The sequence below is a fragment of the Bartonella sp. B17 genome, from assembly GCF_053795755.1.
The window spans coordinates 1,443,119-1,467,658 of record NZ_CP200032.1 but is presented as its reverse complement, the minus strand read 5'-3'; the positions used below and the strand labels follow the sequence as shown (position 1 = coordinate 1,467,658).

General features: G+C 35.5%; 24 protein-coding genes and 1 pseudogene. 13 read left to right on the top strand and 12 right to left on the bottom strand.

Features of this window, described 5'->3' with window-relative positions:
- Window positions 1–3 precede the first annotated feature (3 nt).
- The 5 genes from V4B18_RS06560 to rpsF form a co-directional block, all read right to left on the bottom strand.
- Window positions 4–1,521, bottom strand: coding sequence for a replicative DNA helicase (locus V4B18_RS06560; RefSeq protein ID WP_455475638.1), 1,518 nt, complete (start codon window positions 1,519–1,521; stop codon window positions 4–6).
- Between the two features lie 620 nt (window positions 1,522–2,141).
- On the bottom strand, window positions 2,142–2,738 hold the full coding sequence (gene rplI, locus V4B18_RS06555; protein WP_455475637.1) for a 50S ribosomal protein L9: 597 nt from the start codon (window positions 2,736–2,738) through the stop codon (window positions 2,142–2,144).
- A gap of 25 nt (window positions 2,739–2,763) precedes the next feature.
- The gene (locus V4B18_RS06550) at window positions 2,764–3,744 is read right to left on the bottom strand and encodes a hypothetical protein (RefSeq protein ID WP_455475636.1); all 981 of its coding nucleotides are present in this window, start codon (window positions 3,742–3,744) and stop codon (window positions 2,764–2,766) included.
- Window positions 3,745–3,896: 152 nt separating this feature from the next.
- The gene (rpsR, locus tag V4B18_RS06545; RefSeq protein WP_455475635.1) at window positions 3,897–4,145 is read right to left on the bottom strand and encodes a 30S ribosomal protein S18; all 249 of its coding nucleotides are present in this window, start codon (window positions 4,143–4,145) and stop codon (window positions 3,897–3,899) included.
- A complete protein-coding gene (rpsF, locus tag V4B18_RS06540) occupies window positions 4,145–4,552 on the bottom strand; it encodes a 30S ribosomal protein S6 (protein ID WP_455475634.1) in 408 nt (135 codons plus the stop codon). The genes rpsR and rpsF overlap by 1 nt, the downstream gene beginning before the upstream one ends.
- Window positions 4,553–4,904: 352 nt before the next feature.
- Here rpsF and V4B18_RS06535 point away from each other — a divergent pair, with 352 nt between their 5' ends.
- From V4B18_RS06535 to gmk, 7 genes are all read left to right on the top strand, one after another.
- Window positions 4,905–5,492 carry an undecaprenyl-diphosphatase gene (locus V4B18_RS06535; protein WP_455475633.1) on the top strand — a complete coding sequence of 196 codons (588 nt, stop codon included), beginning with the start codon at window positions 4,905–4,907 and terminating at the stop codon, window positions 5,490–5,492.
- A gap of 77 nt (window positions 5,493–5,569) precedes the next feature.
- Window positions 5,570–6,514 carry an ACP S-malonyltransferase gene (fabD, locus tag V4B18_RS06530; RefSeq protein WP_455475632.1) on the top strand — a complete coding sequence of 315 codons (945 nt, stop codon included), beginning with the start codon at window positions 5,570–5,572 and terminating at the stop codon, window positions 6,512–6,514.
- 18 nt (window positions 6,515–6,532) lie between these two features.
- Window positions 6,533–7,270, top strand: a complete 738-nt coding sequence (gene fabG / locus V4B18_RS06525) for a 3-oxoacyl-[acyl-carrier-protein] reductase (protein ID WP_455475631.1) — start codon at window positions 6,533–6,535, stop codon at window positions 7,268–7,270.
- Between the two features lie 266 nt (window positions 7,271–7,536).
- Complete coding sequence (locus tag V4B18_RS06520; RefSeq protein WP_317993046.1) at window positions 7,537–7,773, top strand: acyl carrier protein; 237 nt, start codon at window positions 7,537–7,539, stop codon at window positions 7,771–7,773.
- Between the two features lie 102 nt (window positions 7,774–7,875).
- Window positions 7,876–9,138: a beta-ketoacyl-ACP synthase II gene (fabF, locus tag V4B18_RS06515; protein ID WP_455475630.1), complete on the top strand. Its 1,263-nt coding sequence runs from the start codon at window positions 7,876–7,878 to the stop codon at window positions 9,136–9,138.
- 127 nt (window positions 9,139–9,265) lie between these two features.
- Window positions 9,266–10,375: an endolytic transglycosylase MltG gene (gene mltG / locus V4B18_RS06510; RefSeq protein ID WP_455475629.1), complete on the top strand. Its 1,110-nt coding sequence runs from the start codon at window positions 9,266–9,268 to the stop codon at window positions 10,373–10,375.
- Window positions 10,376–10,441: 66 nt separating this feature from the next.
- On the top strand, window positions 10,442–11,107 hold the full coding sequence (gene gmk, locus V4B18_RS06505) for a guanylate kinase (protein ID WP_455475628.1): 666 nt from the start codon (window positions 10,442–10,444) through the stop codon (window positions 11,105–11,107).
- 47 nt (window positions 11,108–11,154) lie between these two features.
- Here gmk and rsmA read toward each other — a convergent pair whose 3' ends face one another.
- The 6 genes from rsmA to lptF all read right to left on the bottom strand — a co-directional run bounded on the left by rsmA (window position 11,155) and on the right by lptF (window position 18,668).
- Complete coding sequence (rsmA, locus tag V4B18_RS06500; protein WP_455475627.1) at window positions 11,155–11,985, bottom strand: 16S rRNA (adenine(1518)-N(6)/adenine(1519)-N(6))-dimethyltransferase RsmA; 831 nt, start codon at window positions 11,983–11,985, stop codon at window positions 11,155–11,157.
- Window positions 11,976–12,989 carry a 4-hydroxythreonine-4-phosphate dehydrogenase PdxA gene (pdxA, locus tag V4B18_RS06495; RefSeq protein ID WP_455475626.1) on the bottom strand — a complete coding sequence of 338 codons (1,014 nt, stop codon included), beginning with the start codon at window positions 12,987–12,989 and terminating at the stop codon, window positions 11,976–11,978. The genes rsmA and pdxA overlap by 10 nt, the downstream gene beginning before the upstream one ends.
- Window positions 12,989–13,945 (bottom strand): SurA N-terminal domain-containing protein, encoded by a 957-nt coding sequence (locus V4B18_RS06490; RefSeq protein ID WP_455475625.1) that lies wholly within the window; start codon window positions 13,943–13,945, stop codon window positions 12,989–12,991. The genes pdxA and V4B18_RS06490 overlap by 1 nt, the downstream gene beginning before the upstream one ends.
- A 113-nt stretch (window positions 13,946–14,058) precedes the next feature.
- Window positions 14,059–16,389 (bottom strand): LPS-assembly protein LptD, encoded by a 2,331-nt coding sequence (locus V4B18_RS06485; RefSeq protein WP_455475624.1) that lies wholly within the window; start codon window positions 16,387–16,389, stop codon window positions 14,059–14,061.
- A complete protein-coding gene (gene lptG / locus V4B18_RS06480; RefSeq protein WP_455475623.1) occupies window positions 16,390–17,481 on the bottom strand; it encodes an LPS export ABC transporter permease LptG in 1,092 nt (363 codons plus the stop codon).
- Window positions 17,478–18,668 carry an LPS export ABC transporter permease LptF gene (gene lptF / locus V4B18_RS06475; protein ID WP_455476553.1) on the bottom strand — a complete coding sequence of 397 codons (1,191 nt, stop codon included), beginning with the start codon at window positions 18,666–18,668 and terminating at the stop codon, window positions 17,478–17,480. Before lptF ends, lptG begins: the two co-directional genes overlap by 4 nt.
- 406 nt (window positions 18,669–19,074) lie before the next feature.
- Here lptF and V4B18_RS06470 point away from each other — a divergent pair, with 406 nt between their 5' ends.
- Both V4B18_RS06470 and V4B18_RS06465 read left to right on the top strand, forming a co-directional pair.
- Window positions 19,075–19,521 (top strand): DNA polymerase III subunit chi, encoded by a 447-nt coding sequence (locus V4B18_RS06470; RefSeq protein WP_455475622.1) that lies wholly within the window; start codon window positions 19,075–19,077, stop codon window positions 19,519–19,521.
- Between the two features lie 152 nt (window positions 19,522–19,673).
- A complete protein-coding gene (locus tag V4B18_RS06465; RefSeq protein WP_455475621.1) occupies window positions 19,674–19,940 on the top strand; it encodes a hypothetical protein in 267 nt (88 codons plus the stop codon).
- Here V4B18_RS06465 and V4B18_RS06460 read toward each other — a convergent pair.
- Complete coding sequence (locus tag V4B18_RS06460) at window positions 19,933–21,222, bottom strand: MFS transporter (protein WP_455475620.1); 1,290 nt, start codon at window positions 21,220–21,222, stop codon at window positions 19,933–19,935. The two genes, V4B18_RS06465 and V4B18_RS06460, sit on opposite strands and share 8 nt — an antisense overlap.
- Window positions 21,223–21,994: 772 nt before the next feature.
- On the opposite strand from V4B18_RS06460, the gene V4B18_RS06455 reads away from it, so the two are divergent.
- The 4 genes and pseudogenes from V4B18_RS06455 to V4B18_RS06440 form a co-directional block, all read left to right on the top strand.
- Window positions 21,995–22,126, top strand: a complete 132-nt coding sequence (locus V4B18_RS06455; RefSeq protein ID WP_455475619.1) for a hypothetical protein — start codon at window positions 21,995–21,997, stop codon at window positions 22,124–22,126.
- Between the two features lie 210 nt (window positions 22,127–22,336).
- Window positions 22,337–22,477 (top strand): hypothetical protein, encoded by a 141-nt coding sequence (locus V4B18_RS06450; RefSeq protein WP_455475618.1) that lies wholly within the window; start codon window positions 22,337–22,339, stop codon window positions 22,475–22,477.
- A gap of 222 nt (window positions 22,478–22,699) precedes the next feature.
- Complete coding sequence (locus tag V4B18_RS06445; protein ID WP_455476552.1) at window positions 22,700–22,927, top strand: pertactin-like passenger domain-containing protein; 228 nt, start codon at window positions 22,700–22,702, stop codon at window positions 22,925–22,927.
- Between the two features lie 373 nt (window positions 22,928–23,300).
- Window positions 23,301–24,212 (top strand): annotated as a pseudogene (locus V4B18_RS06440) (autotransporter outer membrane beta-barrel domain-containing protein); the annotation flags it as partial.
- Window positions 24,213–24,540 lie beyond the last annotated feature (328 nt).

Below are 24,540 nucleotides of genomic sequence, written 5' to 3'. Positions count from 1 at the left end.
GGTTTAACCAATTTGTTCTGGAAGATATTTACTATCTGCCAAATCACTGAAACGTGTAAAATCAGGCTGAAAAGCAAGCCTAACTAATCCAGTTGGTCCATGACGTTGCTTTGCAATGATAACTTCAGCTTGTCCTAAAAGTTCATCCATTTTATCTTGCCATGCTTCATGTTTTGCTTTCTCATGTTCCGTAAATCCTGTTTTTGGTTCTTCATTTTTAAAATAATATGCTTCACGGTATACAAAAAGAACAACGTCTGCATCTTGTTCAATTGAACCAGATTCTCGTAAATCTGAAAGTTGTGGGCGTTTATCTGTTCTATTTTCAACTTGTCGTGAAAGTTGTGAGAGGGCAATAATGGGAATGTTCAATTCTTTGGCAAGTGCCTTAAGACCTGTAGTAATTTCTGTAATTTCTTGAACACGGTTTTCCGATGAACGTTTTGAGTTGCTGGTCATTAATTGTATATAGTCAATAATCAAGACATCCAAACCATGTTGCCGTTTTAGACGCCGTGCGCGCGCTGCTAATTGCGCGATTGATATACCACCGGTTTGATCAATGTAAAGCGGTGCTTTTTGCAAGCGATTCATTGCACGGATTATTTTTGAAAACTGTTCTTCTGAAATATTACCACGCCGGATATCAGAAGAAGAAAGCTCTATCTGTTCAGAGATAATACGTGTTGCAAGCTGTTCTGATGACATCTCAAGTGAAAAAAATCCAACCACGCCACCTTCATTTTTTTGCGAAGAGTCCTCCATCTTAGTATTATGATTATAAGCATTAGCAATATTAAAAGCAATATTAGTAGCAAGTGAGGTTTTTCCCATACCAGGACGCCCAGCTAAGATAATTAAGTCCGATGGTTGTAATCCTCCCATTTGTTCATCAAGTGTTTTAATGTGGGTAGCTATCCCTGATAATCGTGAAGAACGTTTTTTTGCAGCGCTTGCCATGTCAATAGCTTTTTTGACAGCTTCGTCAAAATTTTCAAATCCACCACCATATTTTCCTTTTTCTGCCAATGCAAACAAATGACGTTCAATTGTTTCAATTTGTTGAGTTGTTGTGAGTTCTATAGGAGCGTCAAAAGCTGTATTGACTACTTCATTGCCAAGATTAATTAAGGATCTTCGGATAAAAAGATCATAGATAACTCGTCCATAATCTTCAGCATTAATGATTGTCACCGCTTCTTTGGCTAAACGAACGACATAATTAAATACAGTGATATCTCCAATTTTTTCTTCGGCGGGAATAAAAGGCTTTATAGTGACAGGATTTGCAAGCTTTCCTTTTTCGATAAGCTGCGATAAAACTCCATAGATTTTTTGATGAAAAGATTCAAAAAAATGTTCTGCTTTTAGAAAATCCGAGACGAGGTCGAGTGCATCATTGTTAATGAGAATTGCACCAAGCAATGCTTGTTCAGCTTCAATATTGTGTGGAAGTTGTCGAAAAGAAGGGGAATCTTCTTTTTGTGAAGAACTAAAATTGATAACGCTTGTTTCTTCCATAACGATTTTTTCCACTGAGTATATTAAAAGGAAAGAATTAAACATTTTCATTTTAAATGAAAATCATAATTTCAATTTTTACAAATCTTATTTTTCATTGTTTACTTATAATGTATCCCTTATCTATATGTAACATATTCCATTATATTTTATCTGTTATAATTTAAAAATTTCAGTAAAATTATCAGATTAATTTTAAAGTTGTGCTTTTAGTTTTTTTTAGGATGTATCATCATATTTAGGTGCCACGTTTCTTAAAATTTTAATATTGGTTTTAACTAGGGTTATTTTTTTATAATAAATTATTTAAGCTGATGTAGGGATATCAAAATTTATCATTTATATAAAACTTTTCTTTTTTAAAAAATTCCAAGTAATTTTTTTTATTTTGATGAAATAATGTATTAAAGCATTTTTTATTATTTTATTTTTGTTTATAGTCTTTTGATGTTTTCTACTTTTATGCAGTATGCTAAAGGCTACTAGTTTCTTTGCAAAATTTGTTTTTTTTGATTGTGTAAATAACAAAATACTCAGCTTTGTGAGCTGAGTATTGGGGGGAATGATGTTAACATATTTATTACATATTCAACGACAAAAACAGGCAAGAAGAATACCAGTTAAGCCTCTTCAGTAGCACCGTTTATATTGTTATCATTAACCTCTTCCAAAAGTAATTTTTCTTGATTTTTTGTCAAGGGATGTTCTTGAATATCATGTATTGCTTCAGCAGAGGTAAGAATTTCACCTTCCTCTTGCCGTTGCGCTTCACTGGTAGAACGTGCAATATTAATTGTAACGGAAACTTGAATTTCAGGGTGTAGGCTAATAGTGATAATATGGAGACCGATAGTTTTTATTGGGTGGTTAAGCTCAACCTGATTGCGTCCAATAGAAAAACCTTCAGCTGTTATAATTTCAGAAATATCACGTGTTGATACAGATCCGTAAAGCTGCCCTGTTTCACCAGCTGAACGGACGACAATAAATGATTTACCATCAAGTTTTTCAGCAATTTTTTGTGCTTCGCTTTTAAGTTCAAGATTACGGGCTTCAAGCTGTGCGCGCTGTACTTCAAAATGTTTTTTATTAGCTTCATTGGCACGTAAAGCTTTTCCTTGAGGCAAGAGAAAGTTGCGTGCATAACCATCTTTAACTGAGACAGTCTCACCCATCTGACCGAGACGGGGAATGCGCTCAAGTAAAATAATATCCATAGTTTTTCCTTTCAAATAAATAAATTTAGTGAAGCTTGTCAGATAATTGAAAATTGTACTGAATAATTGCCCAAATACCCATCAAAAGCATCATAAAAGAAATAGGTGGAGCTAGCACAACGGTTAAAATAGCAATATATACAAGAGAGAGTATAATAATTCGACCATTTATCCCTTTTGTAATATTATGAAGATACGCTAAGCCACTGATTGATATGACAATAGTATATGCCGTGGTAAAGACGCGTGTGCTCAAATTAAGAGTAAAATTCAGCTCAATCATTGATGTTATGCAAACAACAATGAAAATAACAAGTCCAGAAATTGGGAGGCGGAAAGTACGTCCCCAATCATCGTGGGGTCTTTTAAACCATTTCATATGTTGTGCTGTTATAATTGAAAAATAAAGATTACCGATGAGAAAAATTAGACTATAAATGGTTAAAGCAATAGCGGTAAAGGTTGCCGTACGTGTCATCAAAAGCTCACTAAAAGCAAGTATATCAGCTTCCTTTACAGACTGTGATTGTTGTAGAGCTTGTACTATGTTTGCAATGATTTTTTTTGCAATAATAGGTGTGGATGGACGAGTTTGAACATAGAGTCCAATAAGGCTCGATATAAGAGCAATAAAGTTTGTTAGATGAAAAATAACCGATGATAATGGATACCACACCAGTGAATTTTCTCTTTCTGCTGGTCGCGCAAGTCCAAGGAGCCAAGAAGCATAGACGGCAGGAAGAAAAAATAACAGCATAAAGCCAAAAGCAATATAAACATTAGTGGTTATGACAAGAACAACAGTGGCACTTATTAAAGCAATAATGCTAGCTAGCGTTCCCCAACTGAATGCAGCAATAAAGATTGGGAGCGACAAAAAACAACCCAAAATGAAAGAAAAATAAGGTGCAATATTTGCAACGCTAATAATTGCCATTCCAATAATGGCAGAAAACAATCCAGTTAAAATACCAATTGTTATCTTATAAATATGAAAATTTTTCATTTACGCTGTCCTGCTTTTTGCAGTTAGAGGCGCTACAAAATACCCCAACTTTTAAGTACTCATACGCTATAAAGCATTATGCAACCAATTGATATATTGCCAAACAAAGAAAGCAGACAAAAATAATTTAGCTGCACAATACACTAGACAATTTATTTTATAACATATGGAAGCAAACCAAGGAAGCGAGCACGTTTAATAGCGTTAGCTAATTCGCGCTGTTTTTTCTGACTGATAGCTGTAATCCGTGAAGGAACAATCTTCCCACGTTCTGAAATATAGCGCTGTAACAATTTAACGTCTTTATAATCAATCTTTGGAGCATTTGCACCAGAAAAGGGACATATTTTACGACGACGACGAAAAGGATGGCGCCCTGCAGTTTGATTAATACTGGTCATTACTCTACTCCTTCTTCAACACTTTCACGTTGATGACGTGAATAACGAGGCTGTTCCTCATCTTGATCAGTATGATTATTACGATCAAGTCGCGAGAGCATAGCAGATTTCTCTTTTTCGTGTTTTTCTACACGAACAGTCATGTAACGCAAAATATCCTCATTGATGCGCATTTGCCGTTCAACTTCAGCAATCGCTTCTGCAGGTGCATCAATATTAATTAGCACATAATACGCTTTACGATTTTTACGAATACGATAAGCAAGGGGACGAAGACCCCAATTTTCTACACGCCCAACCTTTCCACCGTACGCTTCAATGACACCTTTGTAAACACTAAAAAGTTCATCAACTTGCTGCGGTGTAATATCTTGTCGGGCAAGAAACATATGTTCATAAAGAGTCATTGTTTTGCCTTTCTTCAATTAAATTTTACCAATCATGGCGCAAAGCCTCTGCGACTTGTCTTTTTGGAAAATCCAAAGAAGAAAGGACGCGCTTGCAATTTGAGACATCCGAGAGCGGAGACACGGGAGGTCGGAAATATTATATTTCCTACTGATCATTTTCAGCCCTCCGTTCAACCCCCAGCCAAAAACTGGTAACGAACATTTAACTTTTACAGCGTATCTTTAAAAATAGCAAGTTTACACTTATAAAAAATATAATTTATTAAATCTTATATTTTTATTTATATGTCTTATACTTTTTGTACGCAGAGAATGATGATGAAAATCTGTAAAATTGAAGGAAATAAAAATGGATTTCTTAACCCAGATTGATGTTGCACTTTTCAAAATATTAGCGGGCGACCATCAATCATGGCCAATTTTAGTCTTTTTGGGTATTTTTTGCGCAAAGTTTTTGATTTATATTGTTCCCATACATCTCTTTATGTTGTGGTTTTGCTGTGAAAATATAGAGAGACAACTTGTATTAAGTATTTGTGTAAGTATTTGTACTGCTCTTTTTATGGGTTACCTCATTTCTCTTATTTATTTTCATCCACGTCCTTTTGTTGTTGATCTTACATCTCCGCTAATTAAGCATCGAGCAACTGCTTCTTTTCCAAGTAACCATGCCTTGACTATTGCATCCTATACAGCAGGCCTTTATTTTTATCGGTATAAAGTTGCTTTTAAATTTGCAATGATATTTTTATGTTTGATCTGTTGGGGGCGTATTTTCGTTGGTGTGCATTATCCCTTTGATGTTTTAGCCGGTGCAATTTTAGGAATTTTTATAAGTTGGGGGATTATTCGGTTTGTAGCACCGAATTTTCCTAAATTTTTATATAAGATTCCGCCACTGAAATATAATTTTAAGATAAATATTCATTTTAAATAAATTACTTTGTCTTGATTTGTGCATATGAATAAGGTCAAAAGCAAATAATTTAATTGCACAGTTTTAGGAGATGATTGATGGTGGCAGCATTTACTTTCCCAGGACAGGGAAGTCAACTTGTCGGTATGGGAAAAACGCTTGCAGAGCAATTTGTTGCAGCGCGTATGGTTTTTGAGGAAGTGGATGATGCTTTAGGCGAGAAATTATCAGATACCATTTTTAAAGGACCAGAAGATGTTTTAAAATTAACAGTGAATGCGCAACCAGCATTGATGGCTGTATCCATGGCAGTTATTCGCGTAATGGAAAATTTGGGACTCAATATAGAATCAAAGATAAAATTTGTTGCAGGTCATTCTTTAGGCGAATATTCAGCTCTTTGCGCTGCTGGTACATTTAGTCTTGCTGATACAGCAAGACTTTTGCGGCTTCGTGGAAATGCTATGCAGTCTGCTGTTTATATTGGTGAAGGAGTTATGGCCGCACTTATTGGTTTGAGTGAGAAAGATGTTGAAGAAGTTTGCAAAACTGTTTTAGGAAAAGGGTTATGCCAGATTGCTAATGATAATGGTGGTGGGCAAATTGTTATTTCAGGTGAGACAAAAGCAGTTGAAGCAGCAATAGAGATTGCATCGGAAAAAGGTGCTAAACGTGCGCTTTTCCTTCCGGTTTCTGCGCCTTTTCACTCAGCTTTAATGCAACCTGCTGCTGATGTCATGAAGAATGCACTTTTGTCTGTTAATAAGATGGCTCCTGTTGTTCCTTTGGTAGCAAATGTTTCTGCTGCACCAGAAAGTGATCCGGAGCGTATTATTATGCTTCTTGTAGAGCAAGTAACTGGCAGAGTACGGTGGCGCGAAATAATAGAGTGGATTGGTGCCAATGGGATTGATACAATTTTTGAGGTTGGTTCTGGAAAAGTATTAACAGGTTTGGCACGTCGTATTAACAGAGATATAAAAGGATTAACTATTGGTACAGCTGAGGAAATAGATGAAGCGTTGCGTATCCTCGGAGTTTAATTTTTAGGAGTCTAAGTAATGTTTAATTTAACAGGTCGTAAAATTCTTGTGACAGGAGCATCAGGAGGAATTGGTGAAGCAATTGCACGTTGCTTTCATGCACAAGGAGCAATTGTGGGACTCCACGGAACGCGCGAAGATAAACTTCAGGAAGTAGCTGCAGATCTTGGGCAAAATATTTTTGTTTTTCCTGCTAATCTTTCTGAGCGCAAAGCCATTAAGCAGTTAGCTGAATTAGCAGAAAGGGAAATGGGGGGCGTAGATATCCTCGTTAACAATGCTGGAATCACGCGAGATGGTCTTTTTGTGCGTATGCAAGATCAAGACTGGGATGATGTACTAGCAATTAATCTAACAGCTGCTGTTACTCTTACACGTGAACTGACGCATTTTATGATGCGACGTCGTTATGGACGAATTATTAATATAACATCTGTTGTTGGTGTTGTTGGAAATCCTGGGCAGGCAAATTATTGTGCTACAAAAGCTGGTTTGATAGGATTTTCTAAGGCTTTAGCGCAAGAAATTGCATCACGAAATATTACAGTCAATTGTATTGCTCCAGGTTTCATTAAATCTGCAATGACCGACAAACTTAATGAAAAACAAAAGGAAAACATTATGTCCGCGATTCCAATGAAACGCATGGGAATGGGGCAGGATATTGCTTTTGCTGCTGTTTATTTAGCTAGTGATGAAGCAGCATATGTGACTGGTCAAACAATACATATCAATGGTGGTATGGCGATGATTTAAGTATTTGCTTTATTCTACATTGATTTATAATGCGTATTATTTTAGTAATAACGGGTGAAATGGAAAAGCACATCTATTTCTTTAACATGGTAGTTGATCAATTTATGTCGGAATAAATATAAGATTGCTTCATTGTGTGTAGGGGATATCCACAGAATGTTTTAAGTCATCGCTAAAATTTTAAAAGTAATATATCTATTGCTTGATTAGATAGTCCGATATAGTTAACAAATTATAGAAAATAATATAAATTCGAGGATTTCAATATGAGTGATACAGAAGAGCGCGTTAAAAAGATTATCGTGGAGCATCTTGGAGTTGATGCAGATAAGGTAGTAGAAAATGCAAGCTTTATCGATGATCTAGGAGCAGATAGCCTTGATACGGTTGAGCTCGTTATGGCTTTCGAAGAAGAATTTGGTGTGGAAATCCCCGATGAGGCTGCCGAAACGATTTTCACAGTTGGTGATGCGGTAAAATTTATAGATAAAGCCTCTGCGTGATTATAAAAGGCAGAGGCATAAAGTGCTTTTGCCTATATTCTTTGGAAGCGTATTTTAAAAATATAGCTTTGAAAAGTGGATTCTCTATTCAAGGTTGAAAATATGAGACGTGTTGTTGTTACTGGTTTGGGATTGGTGTCTCCGTTAGCTGGTGATGTCGAGTATAGTTGGAAGCGACTTCTTGAAGGGAGAAGCGGTGTTCGGCGCATTATGGAATTTGATGTGTCTGATTTACCTTGTCAGATTGCTGCACGCATCCCTTTGGGAGATGGGACAAATGGCACATATAATGCTGACCTATATATGGAACCTAAAGAGCAGCGTAAAGTTGATGCATTTATCGTTTATGCAATGGCTGCTGCAGAGCAAGCGCTTGCAGATGCTGAATGGCATCCAAAGAATGATGAGGATCAGATTCGCACAGGTGTATTAATTGGTTCGGGTATTGGTGGTATTGAAGGCATTGTTGAAGCCGGTTACACGCTTCGTGATAAAGGTCCGCGACGTGTTTCTCCTTTTTTTATTCCAGGACGTTTAATTAACCTCGCTTCTGGCTACGTTTCTATTAAACATGGTTTACGTGGTCCTAATCATTCAGTTGTAACGGCTTGTTCGACGGGTGCACACGCAATAGGTGATGCTGCACGTTTGATTGCGCTAGGTGATGCTGATATAATGGCAGCAGGGGGTACTGAATCTCCGATAAATCGAATATCTCTTGCTGGTTTTTCTGCTTGTCGAGCTCTTTCTACTAGTCGCAATGATGATCCTGAGCGGGCATCTCGTCCTTATGACGCTGATCGTGATGGCTTTGTTATGGGGGAAGGAGCTGCGGTTGTTGTCTTAGAAGAGCTTGAACATGCGAAAAGACGAGGGGCTCGTATCTATGCTGAGATTATTGGTTATGGTCTATCTGGTGATGCATATCACATTACAGCCCCTTCAGAAGATGGTCATGGCGCCAAGCGCAGTATGATGGCAGCTCTTAAGCGTGCTCAAGTAGATGTGAGTGATATTGATTATATCAATGCTCACGGTACATCAACTATGGCTGATACCATAGAATTGTCAGCTGTTGAGAGTGTTTTGGGAAATTATGTATCACAAGTATCTATGTCATCAACGAAGTCGTCTATTGGTCATTTACTTGGTGCAGCTGGTGCAGTTGAGGCTATTTTTTGTGTTTTGGCTATACGGGATAATGTGGCTCCAGCAACACTTAATCTTGACAACCCGTCGATTGAAACAAAAATTGACCTTGTTCCGCACAAACCACGTGAACGGAAAATTGATACGGTTCTCTCTAACTCTTTTGGATTTGGCGGAACAAATGCATCTTTGGTGATACGACGTTTTCGAGGATAATGAGCATTTTAATTTATTTTCCTGTGTCTGATTTTTCTTAAAAGAATGAAGCATAAGAGGAAAATCGTAAGTTGTAGGATTAAAGCAAGAAGTTATATGTAGTGCTTAAGAATTGAGGTTAATGGTTATGTCCGATGTGAAAAATAAAAAAACACTAAAGGACGTAGATGATTCCTCTTCGAATCACACAGTCGATAATAATGATATGTCAGTACCTAAAAAAGACAGAAAATCATATATTGTACGTAGTCCGTTAGTCATTCTCGGTCATTTTTTTCTGATGCTGATAGTGGTTGTTATTTTTGCTATGGGTATTCCCCTTTATATTGGAAAAAGTATTTTTGAAGGGAAAGGAATAGCTGAGGAGGAACAAGTTATTCTTATCTATCCTGGGACAGGGATTCGTGAAATTGCTTCGTTGCTTGAAAGACATGGTTTGATTAGATCATCTGATATTTTTGTTTATGGAGTTGGTTATCATCAGAAAACAATGCGTCTTAAGGCAGGCGAATATTTAATTCCGGCACATGCTTCTATGCAGGATATTATGGATATCATTGTGAAAGGAAAATCTATTGAACATGCGTTTACCGTACCAGAAGGTTTAACTGTTCAACAAGTTTTTGATCGATTAGCTGCTAATGAAATTTTGGTTGGGGAGCTTCCAGAAGTTTTGCCTCCAGAAGGAAGTTTGATGACCGACACTGTTCGTTTTATTCGGGGTACGACGCGCAAAGAAATAGTAAAAAGATTAAGTGAAGGACAGACGAAATTAGTTAATGCAATATGGGCAACTCGTTCACCTGATTTACCAATAAAATCTATTGATGAATTTGTTATATTGGCATCGATTGTTGAAAAAGAAACAGGAGTTGCCGCAGAGAGATCAAAGGTTGCCGCAGTGTTTTATAACCGGCTTGCTAAACATATGCGTCTTCAATCTGATCCAACGGTAATTTATGGTCTCTTTGGGGGAAAGGGTAAGCCTTCAGGCCGTGCGATTTATCGTTCAGATCTTGAGAAGGAAACACCATATAATACTTATAAAATTTATGGTTTACCACCAACAGCAATTGCGAATCCAGGTAAAGATTCTTTAAAAGCAGTTGCACACGCACCGAGCAGTGATGCACTCTATTTTGTCGCTGATGGTACAGGAGGTCATGTTTTTTCTAAAACTTTAGAAGAACATAATACGAATGTTCGTAAATGGCGTGCATTAAAGCAGGCACGTTAAACTTTTTAAAATGTAAAAAATTATTATTGAAGTTTTAGAAAAAATTTTAAAAATTAGAGCGGTGTTATGGCATTCTTTAAAAGTGAATCGGGTATTAAAAAAATAAATCAACGACGTGGTTTTTTATTTATTCTTTCTTCACCTTCAGGAGCTGGTAAATCAACCATTTCTCGATTACTTTTAAAAGATGGGCAATTAGAGCTTTCCGTAAGCATGACAACACGGCAAAAGCGTCCTAGTGAAGTTGATGGTATTCATTATCATTTTATTTCAAAGAAAGAATTTGAACGTAAACGTAATGGAGATGAGTTTATTGAGTGGGCAGAAGTTCACGGAAACTATTATGGAACTTTACGTGAAAGCGTTGAAAATGCGTTGAGTGCTGGAAAAGATATGTTATTTGATATTGATTATCAAGGTACTGAGCAGTTGCAAAAAAAGATGCCAGGGGATACTGTATCTGTCTTTATTCTTCCACCATCAATGAAAGAACTCATTGCTCGTTTATATCGTCGAGCGGAAGATAGTCAGGATATTATTGATTTGCGGTTAGAGAATGCGCGAACGGAAATGCAGCATTGGCGTTCTTATGATTATGTTATGATTAACGAAGATTTAAATCTCTCTGTGTCTCTTATTAAATCAATTTATTTGGCAGAGACAATGAAACGTGAGCGATGTTTTTTTCTTAAATCTTTTATTGACGAGCTTACTACTGAAAAAATTAATTAATATCTTTATTACTGAAGAATTTAGCAATTAACGAAAATTTTGTATTTTTAAATCAATAAATTAGCTAAAGTCACAAATTCAGAAATTGATAATGTTTCGGCTCGGCGCGTCCCATCAATTTTAGCTTTTTCTAGAAGCTTTTCACCTCCAATATTTTTAAGATTGTGGCGAAGCATTTTTCGTCTTTGTCCAAAGGCAATTTTTGTCACAAAGCTTAATTTTTGCATAGAGCAGGCGAGGGGTTGTGCACGTGGGGTGATATGAACAATGGAAGAGGTTACTTTGGGTGCTGGTATGAAGGCTTTAGGAGGCACATCGAAAGCAATTTTGGCAATGGTACGCCAGCCTGCTAATACGCTAAGACGTCCATAATGGGGGGATTGAGGCGTAGCAACAATACGTTTGGCAACTTCACGTTGAAACATCAATGTCATTGATTCATAAAAAGGGGGCCATGGTTCAACTAAAAGCCAATTTAATAAAAGTTGTGTTCCAATATTATAGGGAAGATTTGCAATAATACGCGGTTTTTCTGGGTATGTATTAAAAAGCTTTGAAAAGTCTTGTTGCAGCGCATCATTACAAATAAGTTGCAATTTTTGTGGGTAGTGTTTTTTTATATCTAATAGAGCTGGTAAACAGCGCTCATCACACTCTATAGCTGTTACAATGGCACCTTTTGCAAGCAATGCACGTGTAAGACCTCCCGGACCTGAGCCAATTTCAATAACAGGTTTTCCTTTTATATCTCCTGCTTGATGAGCAATTTTTGATGTCAAATTAAGATCAAAAAGAAAATTTTGTCCCAAAGATTTATGAGCGCGTAGTCCATATACATCAATTACCTTACGAAGAGGTGGTAAATTATCTATTGGCATGGTGCAGAATTGTTTTTTGCAAGTTGATTTGCAAGTTTAAGAGCAGCAATAAAACTTTCGGGAGAAGCTATCCCTTGTTTAGCAATATCAAAAGCAGTTCCATGATCTGGAGATGTTCGAATGAAAGGAAGTCCTAAAGTGATATTGACAGTGGTATTAAAGTCTAGTGTCTTAACAGGGATAAGAGCTTGATCATGGTACATGCAAAGAGCAACATCATATGCTTTTCTTGCGCGTTCATGAAACATTGTATCGGCAGGTAGCGGGCCTGTAACATCTAGCCCTTTCTTTTTAAGATATTCAATAGCAGGGATGATGATTTCAATATCTTCTTTTCCTATTGTACCTCCTTCTCCTGCATGAGGATTAAGGCCAGCGACAGCTAGTCGGGGTGAAGTTATTTTAAATCGCACTCTTAAATCATTTTCAATAATGAGTGCAGTTTGGATGATTAATTGAGTTGTAAGGCACGAAGGAACTTCACTGAATGGAATATGAACAGTAACTGGCACTGTTTTTAATTGAGGTCCAGATAACATCATGACTGGATGATAGAATTTATTGAAAGTTTTGTGGGCTAAATGAGCTAAAAATTCTGTATGACCTGGAAATTCAAACCCAGCATCATAAAGACTTTTTTTTGCAATAGGACAAGTGATGAGTGCACATGCATGACCACTTTGAGTTAATTGAACGCCACGTTTAATTGCTTCTATTATTCCAGCGGAGTTGTCTGGTGAAGAAACTCCTAATAGATCATTTTGCCGGTTTTTTAATGGTATTATGGGAAGGGCTGTTTGAAAATTTTTTACAAGATTATCTGTTAAGACGAGATCTATTTCGACATGAATTCTTAAAAAACTGGCACGTGAGCGAATAACATCTGGATCAGCTAAAAGAACAAAAGGAAAAACTTGGCGTGTAGTACGCAAACTCCACGCTTTTATAGCTATTTCAGGCCCAATTCCTGCAGGATCACCACTGCTAACAACAAGTACAGTCATTATGAATTTTGAATATGTGCTTCCCGTTGTAATTCTTTTAAGTATTTTTCGCTTAAATCCTCAAGTTTTTGCAGACCTCTTTGCTTATTATCTTGGATAGAAAATATGAGTCGAGCAATGTGATCATTAGAAACTCTTTTGATTTTACAAACAGCAAATGCTTCAATGCCGTGTGTCGTTTCATGTAGATTGGTCATTTTTCCAGCAGGTGTTGCGCGGAGCTCTTGTTCCCATTCCGTAGGAAGCTGAGGTTCCAAAAACTTTCCTAAGTCACGAACAGTAACATCTAAAAGGCCTTTTGCTTGTTTTTTAGTATTTGCACATCCTTGAAAATGTGCGCGGAAATTATTAGCTTCTCTTTTACGTCTTTCAAAAATTTCTGAGCGACGATGTGCGGGAATAACAAAAATAACCTGCTGTAACGTATATTCGTTTGTTGAAGGTTTTACACCACCGTTCTTTAATATTCTGTGCACAGCTTCTTGTTCAGTAAGTATACCCATTTCACTTTGATAACGTGCATTAACAAGACGCCCCCACCCTATTTGTCCACGAATGTAATCTTTAAAGTGTTGTACTGTTATATCATTTTGAATTAAAATCTGATTGAGTTGATCAATAGTCATATGATTTTGCGTTGCAAAATTCTCAAAAGCGCTCTCAACTTCATTTTCGCTAACCTCAATATTACGGCGCTTCACTTCGATCTTTTTAAGAATTTCATTGATAAGCTCACTTTTAGCTTGCTTAGACAGGTTACCTTGCTTTTGCTGCAATTTTAGAAAAGCAATGCGTCTTTGAATATCGTAATTTGTGATAGGATTGCCATTAACTGTCGTAACAATTGAAACTTGAGCAAAAGTTGGAGAAACAAAAAATTTATTTACCAGCAAGCCACTTATGCCAAAAGTTGTAATACAAAACAAAGAAAGAATACGCTTTTTAAATTTGTTCATGTGAGTAAGCCTTTGCAGTATTTATCAATTCCTATCGATTACTTAAAATATACATTTTTTGCATAAAAACAATGATAAGTTGAACCACCTTATACATCTTCTCTTCATAAATCTTATCTTTTTCCAATATCCGAAATTGTACGCAATGAAAGAGAAAAACTAAAATTTTGTAAAGGCTTCGCTTTTCCTGGATTAACTACTTGTTGATAGCCAAATGTTAGTCCGAAACATTCATCTGCATAATTTAAACTAATTCCTCGTTTCACAAACGTACTAGACACTAAATTATAACCAGCATTACTGTCAATAGACCAATAATTGGCAAATTTAATACCGGTTTGAAAAGAAATTTCTTGGCGATCTTGTGTATATTCATAATTTGATTGATTTGGAATATAAGTATATTGCGCAGATGCCCAAAAATTTTGCCATTTTTGTAATGCTTCAATTTCACTATGATTGATTTTTCCTGTTTTTTTATTAAAACGTCCACGAAATTCTAAAGAAAAACCATTTTTGTGGTTTGCACTAAGCATTGCAACATAATCTGAACGTGCTGTTTCAAGACCAGAATAAGAGTTTACCTTAACAAGGTCTTTCTCCGCAAAAGAGTTTTTTCCTGCAAGATGAAAAGATTGTCCAACAAGGGCATCAAGAGACCAGTCATTATTTATATTCCCAGAATATCTTATGCCTATATTGGCTCTTGTTCCACCTTCTACACGGTCATAACCAGAAAATTTATCACGTTGAAATAAAGTGGTTGCATCGAATACTAAGTTTTGCGCATCTTCATTTGGAATTTGTCCGATATATTGTTCATTATTGCGCATAAAAATTTGTACCGCTGGTTCTATGATATGTGCAGAATTGCTGAATTTAATGAGGAAAGGATATCGTAATTCTAAACCAGCAGTTGCCATGCCACGGATAGTGGAGTTACGGATAGTTGCAAGGGAGCTCTTTTGTATATAAGCAGCATTATTTTCATGCACATTTGCTGCAATGATATCAGTACGCAAAGCTACGATAGGGGTCAGGATTAATCCACTGTTTGTATTGAAGCGTTTTTTCCATTCAAGCTCATTTGTTAAACGAAAACTATTTCCAGCCATACCAGATAATTGAGTGATATTCATCGGGTGATCGTTCCAACCGATAGAACTGAAATCAGCATGGTGACGGTAAATTGATTGTATATTACTATGAAAAGTGAGCAATCCAGTATAAACAGATCCATCTGGAGTGAAAAAATAATCAATGCGAGGTAAAACCCATACTTGCTGAGAGTGACGTTCATTATGATTGCTGTCCAATATTGTATCTTGAATCTTGAAATTATAGAAATGCATATTGAAGTAGTTTTTATTTGCAAGACCATTTAAGTACAGCTGAGAAGGTTGTGTAAGATTATCGTAATTTTCAAGTTTATATGTACGGCTAAAGTTTTGGTCAGACTGTGCAAGAATGTCCCATCCATAAGTCCAGTGTGAATTAATGCGAAAGTCACCCTTTGTTGCTAACATATAGCGGTTTGTTTGCTGTGCATCAATTGTATCATCATCAAAATGATGAGGTTTTGTTTGGTATATATGAGCAAAACGAATATTATAATTGCCTGTTTCAAAGCGTTGACGCCACTCACCTTCTGTTAAAAAACCTTGTTGGGTATAGATTGTAGAAGAAAGTGTAAAATCATAATGGGGAGCGAGATTCAAAAAATAGGAATTTTTTATGCCCATGCCTAGATAGTTATCATAAAAAAGATGAGGCATAAGGAGACCGTTAGCACGTTTTACAGTAGGATCATAAAGTTCAAAAGTTGGAAGTTTTATAATCGGTATACCCAAAACTTCAAAACGACTATTTTCAAATTGAATTTTTTTTGCAGCACTATTCCATATGATTTTTCTTGCTTTAATTTTCCATAATACATCACTATCTTGTTTACAAGAAAAAGGCTCACATGCTGTGTAAGTGGCATTATAAAAGACTGTTATTTGATTATGATTGCGTGTAGCATTTGCAGCTGTAAAATGGGCATTGTTGGCTGTATCAACGTATAAAGAATTTACAAAGCCTTCGCCGAAGTCTTTGGTCATATCAATATGATTGGAGCGGATTTTATTGCCATCTTTTTGAATAATTTCAACATCACCTTGCGCTATGATACGTCCTGTTTTTTGATTGTAGGTTACCTTTTGGGCAACAGCTTTGTTGCCATCATATTCAATTTGGACGTTGCCTTTTGCAGAAACAGTATTTGCATCGCGATTATAGATAAGTTTATCTGCAGATAAAAAAAGAGGACGTATTGGATTTTTGGTAAAATTTTGCGCGAGTACATAACAGGGCAAGGATAAGCTTAAGATAGAGCCAATAACACTCTTTAAAGTTAAGATGCTTAATTTTGTTATGATTTTTTTACTTCCTAGTGATTTCATTTAGCCATCCTCTTTATGAAGCAAAAAAGAAATTCCTAAAAATAATGCGATAATAACTGGTGTCCAAGCGGCGATGACAGGGGGAATGTATCCAGCATTACCAAAAGCTTGAACGAGTACAGAAATTACATAAAGCGCAAATCCAGCGATTACGCCGCCGAGAATCAATGATCTAGCTTGTCCAAGGCGTGTAAAATTTAAAGATACAGTTGCTGCAATGAGAGTCATGGCTACAAGCAGTGCTGGTAATGCAATCAATGATTGTAAATACATATTAAAGCTATTGGCAGAATAGCCAAATGAACGTGCAATCATAATTTGGCTTGGCAATTTGTAAAATGGGATAGTTGCAGGGTCTGCCAAATGTTCAGTTAAAAATTCAGGTTTTAGATTGGTTTTTATCTGGAATTCAGTAAATTTTTTAGGAGTATAACCTACTTTATAGATTACTCCGTTGGTTAACAGCCAAGCACCATCTATCAGTGTTGCTTTTTCGGTGTTAATCCAGTTCTTGATGGTTGCATTATCGTTGTATTGTACAAAGGTTGCGTCGATAAGAGAGAGACCTTGATTTGTAATAGATCGAGCACCAATAGTTGTTCTGCCTGAATCTGTGCATTGCGTTAACCATGGGACGCGCGTGTTATTGAGAGATGTTAGCACATTATTACTGCGTAGTTGAGCCATCATTTTTTCTGATTGAAAAGATCCCCATGCCGCGAGCGGATTAATAAAAAAAATTGAACATAATCCAAAAAGAAAAGCTCCAAAACAAATAGGCATAAGAAATTGCCATGCAGAAACACCGATTGAACGAGTCACAACGAGTTCAAATTTTCGATTAAATGAGATTAACGTTGCCATTGCGGAAAATAGTGCAATAAAGGGAATGATTTGTTGCATGATAAAAGGAATGCGCAAAAATGAAATAAAAAGTGCGGTTTTTGCCGTATAATGGGGAAGATAGGCTAGTCGACTAGAATTTTCCGTAAAATCGATTAAAAGAGTGAGAGCAAAAATACTCAAGAAAAAATAACAGGTCATCTTTAAATAACGTACAAAAAAATATCGTCCAAGTGTCCATCCAATCATGATAAATTACTCGATGGATAGTGAGATTTTTGACGTTTAAATTTTCTTATCACTTTTTGAAAAGTTATTTGAATAATTTCGTTAAGTTTCAAAAATATATCAATTTCACGATTTGTTAGGAGCATGAAAAAAATTATCATACTCATTCCTATCGGTGTAATGTAGAGAAGAGGAACATATGCAAGGTCGCTTTTTACTTTTTCAGCAAAAAAGTACCCAGCCCAATAAACAAGTAAAGAAAAAGCAATTGCGGAAAAGTTTGCAGATATACGTGCTTGTCGATATGAGCGTGTATTACTCGCTGCTGCTATTGCAATTAATGCAAAAACAATAGGATAGAGCCATACTGTAAGTCTACGATGAAATTCAGCTCTATATTGGAGCGGTTTGCGTAGATAATAGGGATCTTTTGGATCAGGATTGAGCAAGTAAGAAAGAGGTCTATCTTTGGGATAAATGGTAGGTTCTCTATTATTGGGGATGAATTCACCTAAACTAAAGGTATACGAGCTGAATTGAATAATTGAAGCGCTATTACTTTGATGATTGACTCTTTCAATTTCACCTTCATTAAGGTACAAAAAATTACCACTTTTATTGCTAACAATGAATGCTTTGGTTGCATAATAAAAAAGATCAATTTTGGGATCGCGTTGGTCAGCAATGAAAAGACGTCCAATGGTTCCATCGGGGTTTCGCTCACCGATTTCTATGTAAAGATTATTTGTTAATTTTTGAAAACTGCCTTCACGAATAAAAAGATTAATAAGGTCAGAGTGAGCACTTGCCAGCATTTTTCGCATATTAAGACGTGCATGAGGAACAATAAAATTTGCTATAGAAAAAGATAAGCATGATACAATAATAGCGAGAAGAAAAATTGGTTTCCAAACAGTACTTTTAGGAAAACCAGAGGTACTGATGATGGAAAGCTCTGAGTTTTGATTCATTGTTGAAAGGGTAGTCGTAATTGCAACTAATAACGCAAATGGGATAACAAGAAAAACAACAGAAGGAAGCAATGAAAGTGAAAAATATAAGGCTGTTAATAATGTTTGTCTGCTTGTTGTAAGAAAGTCAATTCGCGCAAGAATTTGCACTGTCCAACTAATAGCAACTGCTATAATCATTACGGCACTGAATAAAACAAAAACACGCTTTAGGATGTATAACTCAATAATACGCATAAGATCAGATGACATCCTCAGTCTTTAAAAGCTGACATCTTGCAATGTTTTAGATTTAAAAACAAAACAAAAATCCAACAATTGTTTTTATACCTTTATTATATGCAAGCACTATTTCTAAATAAATAATAGAAAATGATCAGCTAATTTTAGATATCTTGCCATATATTGTGTTATTTTTTCAAGTGTGGTTTACAGAGAGATTAGAAAATAGACTCTTTTATTAACAGTCAAAATCACAATTTTTCTTTTTACCTTTTAATGCACATGAAATAAAAGACGATATACAATTGGAAAAGAAAAATCATTATTTTCAAATTGTTTCCTTTTATGCTGGAGATATAGAAAATTCTCCAAAAAGATGTTGTTTTTTTTTAATTTATAAATGGTAATAAGGATTAAAAGGGTGGATATTCTTTTCTATCATTTGATGCAGTCAACGTTAGAAGATATTTTGCCAGCGCTTGTAGAGCGCGCACTAGTGCGTTTTGGTAAAGTAACAATACAATGTATTAGTAAAGAGCGATGTGATGCTATAGATACTCGTTTATGGGTTTATGCTGATGACGCATTCATTGGACATGGAACTGAGTGTGATAAATATCCAGATTTTCAACCTGTATTCCTTACCACAGGGCAGGAAAATCCGAATGATTCAAAGATACGTTTTCTTACAGAAGGAACAACTTGCTCAGATATCAATGCTTATCAACGGCTTGTAGTAATATTTGATGGTCGAAATAACGAACAGTTGAATCTTGCTCGTGTGCAATGGAAAAAATATAAAAGGGAAAATCATAATTTAACCTATTGGCAGCAGACTGAAGATCGCAATTGGAGAAAAAAGGTTTAATGTGCATAACATTTGTTATTTTGGTCTTTACAAAATTTATGAGGATAGTGAATCGACGCTCTTTATTGCGGGAAAATAAAGAGAAGAGTGTTAATTTTTGAATGAGAAAATAAAGATATGGTCTATAACAAAAATATTTGAACGGAATGATAATGATCATTGATCGACTTTTGCTTATTTTGTGGGCTGTAATGTTAGCTTTTTTTTGCGTTTCATGGTTGGGTACAACGCATATTTTATCAGGAATGTTTTCTGTCGCTTATATCGGTAATATTGCGGATATTTTATTCTTTTTTCTAAGTGCGTTTTTTGCTGGAATATTATGGTTGAGTGTACCTCAACCGCTGTCTTTAAAAATAAAACTGGCGGCATTACTGCCACCAGTATTTGTTTTATTTTTTTTATTGCAATTTAGTTAGATATTTCCTCATTCGTGAATCCAATGAAGCAGATGAGTGAAATAAAAGAAGAAGCAAACAAGTAGTAACCGATATAAGAAATCCCAAAATTTTGTACCAGATATTCTGCAATAGAAGGTGCAAGAGAACCACCAATGATACCAGCTAAGTTAAAGGTTACAGCAGAACCTGTGTATCGAATTGCTGTTGGGTATGGTGAAGCTAAAACAACACCAAGCGGACTAAATACCATTCCCATGGCTGATAGACCAAAAATGGAGATTGCAAAAACTCCTAAGATTCCAAAATCCAAAAAATAAGGAATTGTTAAAGAATAAGCACCAATAGCTATGGTACCCCAAATTACTAAAGTTCTGCGTTTAATACGATCGGCAAGTTTTCCAGTTATTACAGTAAAAATTATGCAAAAAACAGCACCGATTCCCTCCACAAAAAGCGTCTCAGTATATGACAATTTCAAATGGGTTGCTGAATAGTTTAGCAAATATACGGTAATCAGATAGAATAAAACAAATATTGTCATACCACCAAATGTTCCAAGAAATAAGATTCGTGGACATTTTAAAAAAACATCTATGATGGGTAATCTAGCAGGCTCTTTATGCTCAAGAGCTTTTTTGAACTCAGCTGTTTCATTGATTGAAAGACGAAACCACAATCCTACAATCATAAGAATAACTGAAAAAATAAAAGGAATACGCCATCCCCATGCTAAAAGTTCATCAAGATCAAAGAAGTATAACAGGCCTAAATAAACTACAATAGACAAAAACAAACCAATTGGAACGCCTAATTGAGGAAACATCGCATACCAACCACGTTTTTCTGGTGGAGCACTTTCTATTGCGAGTAGAACGGCTCCTCCCGACTCACCGCCTAATCCTAATCCTTGTCCAATACGGCATAGTGTTAAGAGGAAGGGCGCCCACCAACCAGCTGTTTCATAAGTAGGCAAGATACCAATAATAACTGTTGACATACCCATTGTGAAAAGAGCTGCAATAAGTGTCGCTTTTCGTCCAATTTTGTCTCCAAAATGTCCAAAAATAATTGAACCCAATGGGCGAGAGAAAAAAGCAGCTCCGAAAATAAGGAAAGATTGTAAAACAGCGAGGTTATCATCTTGTGCTGGAAAAAATAGATAAGGAAATATAAGAGCTGCAGCGGTTCCAAAAACGTAAAAATCAAAATATTCAATTGTTGGACCAATAAGGCTTGCAATTAAAATTCTATAAGGAGAATTTTTTTTGTTTATGTCTTGTCTTTCTGAGTTTATAGACATGAATAGAATGTCCTTTTAAGTGTGTAACAAATCAAGTTGTGAAACTAGCACCTTAACTATAAGAATTTCAGATTCGTGTCGAGTTAATATTTCACGTTTTCAACGCATTGGAGCAATTAAAGAACATTATAAGTGTGAATAATTGCGATGTAAATGCATTGGATTTAATGTAATAAAAACATTGTTTCTATCTGTTGTTTCTGTCTGTTTAGAGATCAATACGAGTTTCATGATTCTTTAATATATCCATAATGTTTTAAAAAAAAGTTTTTATGAACGCAATTAAAACACTTTATAAATTGCAAAAGAATATTTTCTATTTTTGGTTACTGATAGCTTTTAAAGCGAATACATAATATTTGATGAGTTAAAATTTGGCTCGCTTAACATTTTGTGGAGAAGCCTATTATTCTGAAATAACATGCTGAAATACGATCCATTTTTGTAAATATAACTTTTTCCTAGTTTTTCAATGTGCGTATTTTTTTATTTGAAATAGTGAAGTGTAGATAATATTTATTTAAAATAAGGGAGTTAATATACTGCAACGCAAATTTAAGCTCAGATTTTTGGCGTTAATGACCAGTAATTTTTTGTAAAAGCTATAAGTGCAGATGAAATGGTTACTTTCTCATTTTTCAGAAGAGAACTCAATCACTATCAGTAATGGTAAATAAGTAGCTAAAAGAAGTAAAAAAAACACATAATTGAGCATGATAAAGTTGAGGTTGTAAAGAAAAGCAAGATTTCACAAGATGATATTATATATGGGGTGCAACGTATTAAAAGTGGAGGAACAACGAAAGATGCTCAAGTTTATAGTGGTGGTAAGCAAATTGTTGTAGGAGAGAATAACTATACTTATAACATAACACAAAAATTTATGGTAAAGATGGGGCGCTAGGGAGATAGAATGTGCATGATGATGGAAGGCTGTTTTGATAGATGTTATGAATGGAGGAGCTAAAAATGTTGGTAAACTGTCTGGAAAAAAGATGGATTGTCGATAGATACGAAAACTCTCTAAAAATAGTATATAGTACGTTTCTGCAAGAGGCAAAGCTAACGACACCGTTTTGGAAGGTGGCACTTTAAAGTTTATTCCGATGGGATAGTGGAGAATTTAACCATTAATAGCGGCGCTAATGCGCGGGTTTATGCTGGTTCTATATTAGAAGGAGTAGTAACAGCTAATAATTTTGGAAGGCTTACTCTTTATGTTAATGAAAGTAATAAGCCTAATACTAAGGTATAAAACATTATTTTAAATGGAAAGGATTCTCTAATAGAGCTTGTTACAGCTAAAATTGAGAAAGAAAATTTTCTCATTCAAACGTTAAGTGGGAAGGGGCGTTTTGTTTTTACTTATACAGAGCCTGATTCACATTATTTTGCGTTTTATATTGATTATCTTTCTGATAATATAGATCTCTATTTTAATGTGGACTTTTTGAAGTAGCGTAGTGATAGCCTCTTTATTACAAATGGTGCAGGAAATCATACAGTAAACATTACAGATTTTGGCATTGAAATTACAACGCCTCTTTTATCTGCACTTAATTTAATTACCGATTTAAGTGGGAAAGCTGATTTTACTTTTAAAGATCATATTGGTGCAAAAGTTAATACTGTTGATAGCGGGACTTACATGTACAGTCTGCAACAGAAAAAAGGTAATAATAAAGATGAAAAATTTGGTATTTAGCTTTGATAAGACTTTTGTTGAGAGATTACGGTTATCGCGCAAAAATATCTTTCCAACATGTAAGCCAAAATCAGCCATTTTTTGCTCTTTCAGATTCTTTTCCCTCGGACGAACAAATCAGTGATCGTCTCATCCAAATAATAACCATTCGCGTTCTGGTCGGAGACAGTCATCTCTTAAAAATCTAACTGCTTTATCTCCAGAAAATCAATCTGATGAAATTTCACGTTCAGGTGATCGTCTTCAGCTTTCAAATAAAAAACAGCAGTCTGTAGCTTCTTCATCTTTAGTTGATCAAGTTGTTCAACATTCAAATGGTCAGCTGTCCCGCTTGCCACAAGCAAAGCAAGAGATAAAGGTTTCTGATTTTTTGACTAGTCCCTCTACAGATGCAGTGTTATCTATGTCAGTGATCCCTGGATTTATTTTTCACAATGAGTTGCAAGCAGTGCGTGCTGGGAGAGGAATTGTAAACGGAAGTAAGAAAATCTCTGCTTTTTGGACACAGGCAATCAAGCACAAAGAACATATTGCCACAGGTCATACAGATTTTAAGCTTGATCAGACAGGTATAATATTGGGTATTAATAGTTTAAGTGAACTGATGAGTGGAGAGTTTTATGTTGGTGGTTTTGGTAGCTATGATCAAGCGCGTGTTGCACATGCTCGAGGCGGCACGAGTAGCATAAGCGGTTATAGTTTAGGGACTTATGCGACTTACGTTGATTATAGTGGATGGTATCTAGATACTGTTTTTAAATATAATCATTATCAGAATGATTTGAATGCTGTTTCAACAAATGGTTTAGATATTCATGGAAATTATAATCAATGGGCGATAGGTGCATCATTTGAAACAGGTTATCGTTTTAAGACGACGCGGAATAGTTGGATGCAGCCTTATGGACAATTAACTTGGTTGCAAGCAGCAGATAAAGAAATAAAACTCTCTAATAAAATGATCGGTGATATAGGTCGATTAACTTCATTACATAGTGAAGTTGGATTATCTTTAGGGTATGAGTTTGGATCTAGTATGCACACTCCATCAATGGCTTACATTATGGTAGCTTGGGTGCGTGAAAATATAGATAAAAATTACACGACGATTAATAAACAACATAAATTTATCACTGACTTATCTGGGAATTCAGGTAAATTTGGTGCTGGTGTGAATAGTTTTGTCAGTGACAGATTAATGCTTTTTGTGGAAGCCAATTATTTAAAAGGGCAAAAAATTAAGCAGTCATTTCAGGGAACTGTGGGGATACGCTATAGTTTTTAAATATGATTTATTTTCTGATCAAGCTTAGTGTGCGGTTATTTTGTAGGATAGGTGCATTACATAAGCGAGGTAGTCTTTTTAAAAATGTGCATTTTTTGTTCGTTACACCTTTCCTATATTTTCTATTTAATTAAAAATTTTTGATGGAATGTTAAAAAAAACAACGTAAATATTTCTTGTTTTTGTTTTTAATTAAACGAAATATTTAACAAAGTATAAAAGGTAATTTTTATAAAATTAATAATTGGTTAAGAGAAATTTTTAAAGTTTTAGATTGAAAATAAATTTTGCAGAGCTAGTTACATTTTTATATGCTTAGATATAGAGG

Excerpts from the sequence above, each read along its gene's own strand:
- V4B18_RS06560 (WP_455475638.1), bottom strand. The coding sequence starts at position 1,521 with ATGGAAGAAACAAGCGTTATCAATTTTAGTTCTTCACAAAAAGAAGAT.
- rplI (WP_455475637.1), bottom strand. The coding sequence starts at position 2,738 with ATGGATATTATTTTACTTGAGCGCATTCCCCGTCTCGGTCAGATGGGT.
- V4B18_RS06550 (WP_455475636.1), bottom strand. The coding sequence starts at position 3,744 with ATGAAAAATTTTCATATTTATAAGATAACAATTGGTATTTTAACTGGA.
- rpsR (WP_455475635.1), bottom strand. The coding sequence starts at position 4,145 with ATGACCAGTATTAATCAAACTGCAGGGCGCCATCCTTTTCGTCGTCGT.
- rpsF (WP_455475634.1), bottom strand. The coding sequence starts at position 4,552 with ATGACTCTTTATGAACATATGTTTCTTGCCCGACAAGATATTACACCG.
- V4B18_RS06535 (WP_455475633.1), top strand. The coding sequence starts at position 4,905 with ATGGATTTCTTAACCCAGATTGATGTTGCACTTTTCAAAATATTAGCG.
- fabD (WP_455475632.1), top strand. The coding sequence starts at position 5,570 with ATGGTGGCAGCATTTACTTTCCCAGGACAGGGAAGTCAACTTGTCGGT.
- fabG (WP_455475631.1), top strand. The coding sequence starts at position 6,533 with ATGTTTAATTTAACAGGTCGTAAAATTCTTGTGACAGGAGCATCAGGA.
- V4B18_RS06520 (WP_317993046.1), top strand. The coding sequence starts at position 7,537 with ATGAGTGATACAGAAGAGCGCGTTAAAAAGATTATCGTGGAGCATCTT.
- fabF (WP_455475630.1), top strand. The coding sequence starts at position 7,876 with ATGAGACGTGTTGTTGTTACTGGTTTGGGATTGGTGTCTCCGTTAGCT.
- mltG (WP_455475629.1), top strand. The coding sequence starts at position 9,266 with ATGTCCGATGTGAAAAATAAAAAAACACTAAAGGACGTAGATGATTCC.
- gmk (WP_455475628.1), top strand. The coding sequence starts at position 10,442 with ATGGCATTCTTTAAAAGTGAATCGGGTATTAAAAAAATAAATCAACGA.
- rsmA (WP_455475627.1), bottom strand. The coding sequence starts at position 11,985 with ATGCCAATAGATAATTTACCACCTCTTCGTAAGGTAATTGATGTATAT.
- pdxA (WP_455475626.1), bottom strand. The coding sequence starts at position 12,989 with ATGACTGTACTTGTTGTTAGCAGTGGTGATCCTGCAGGAATTGGGCCT.
- V4B18_RS06490 (WP_455475625.1), bottom strand. The coding sequence starts at position 13,945 with ATGAACAAATTTAAAAAGCGTATTCTTTCTTTGTTTTGTATTACAACT.
- V4B18_RS06485 (WP_455475624.1), bottom strand. The coding sequence starts at position 16,389 with ATGAAATCACTAGGAAGTAAAAAAATCATAACAAAATTAAGCATCTTA.
- lptG (WP_455475623.1), bottom strand. The coding sequence starts at position 17,481 with ATGATTGGATGGACACTTGGACGATATTTTTTTGTACGTTATTTAAAG.
- lptF (WP_455476553.1), bottom strand. The coding sequence starts at position 18,668 with ATGCGTATTATTGAGTTATACATCCTAAAGCGTGTTTTTGTTTTATTC.
- V4B18_RS06465 (WP_455475621.1), top strand. The coding sequence starts at position 19,674 with ATGATCATTGATCGACTTTTGCTTATTTTGTGGGCTGTAATGTTAGCT.
- V4B18_RS06460 (WP_455475620.1), bottom strand. The coding sequence starts at position 21,222 with ATGTCTATAAACTCAGAAAGACAAGACATAAACAAAAAAAATTCTCCT.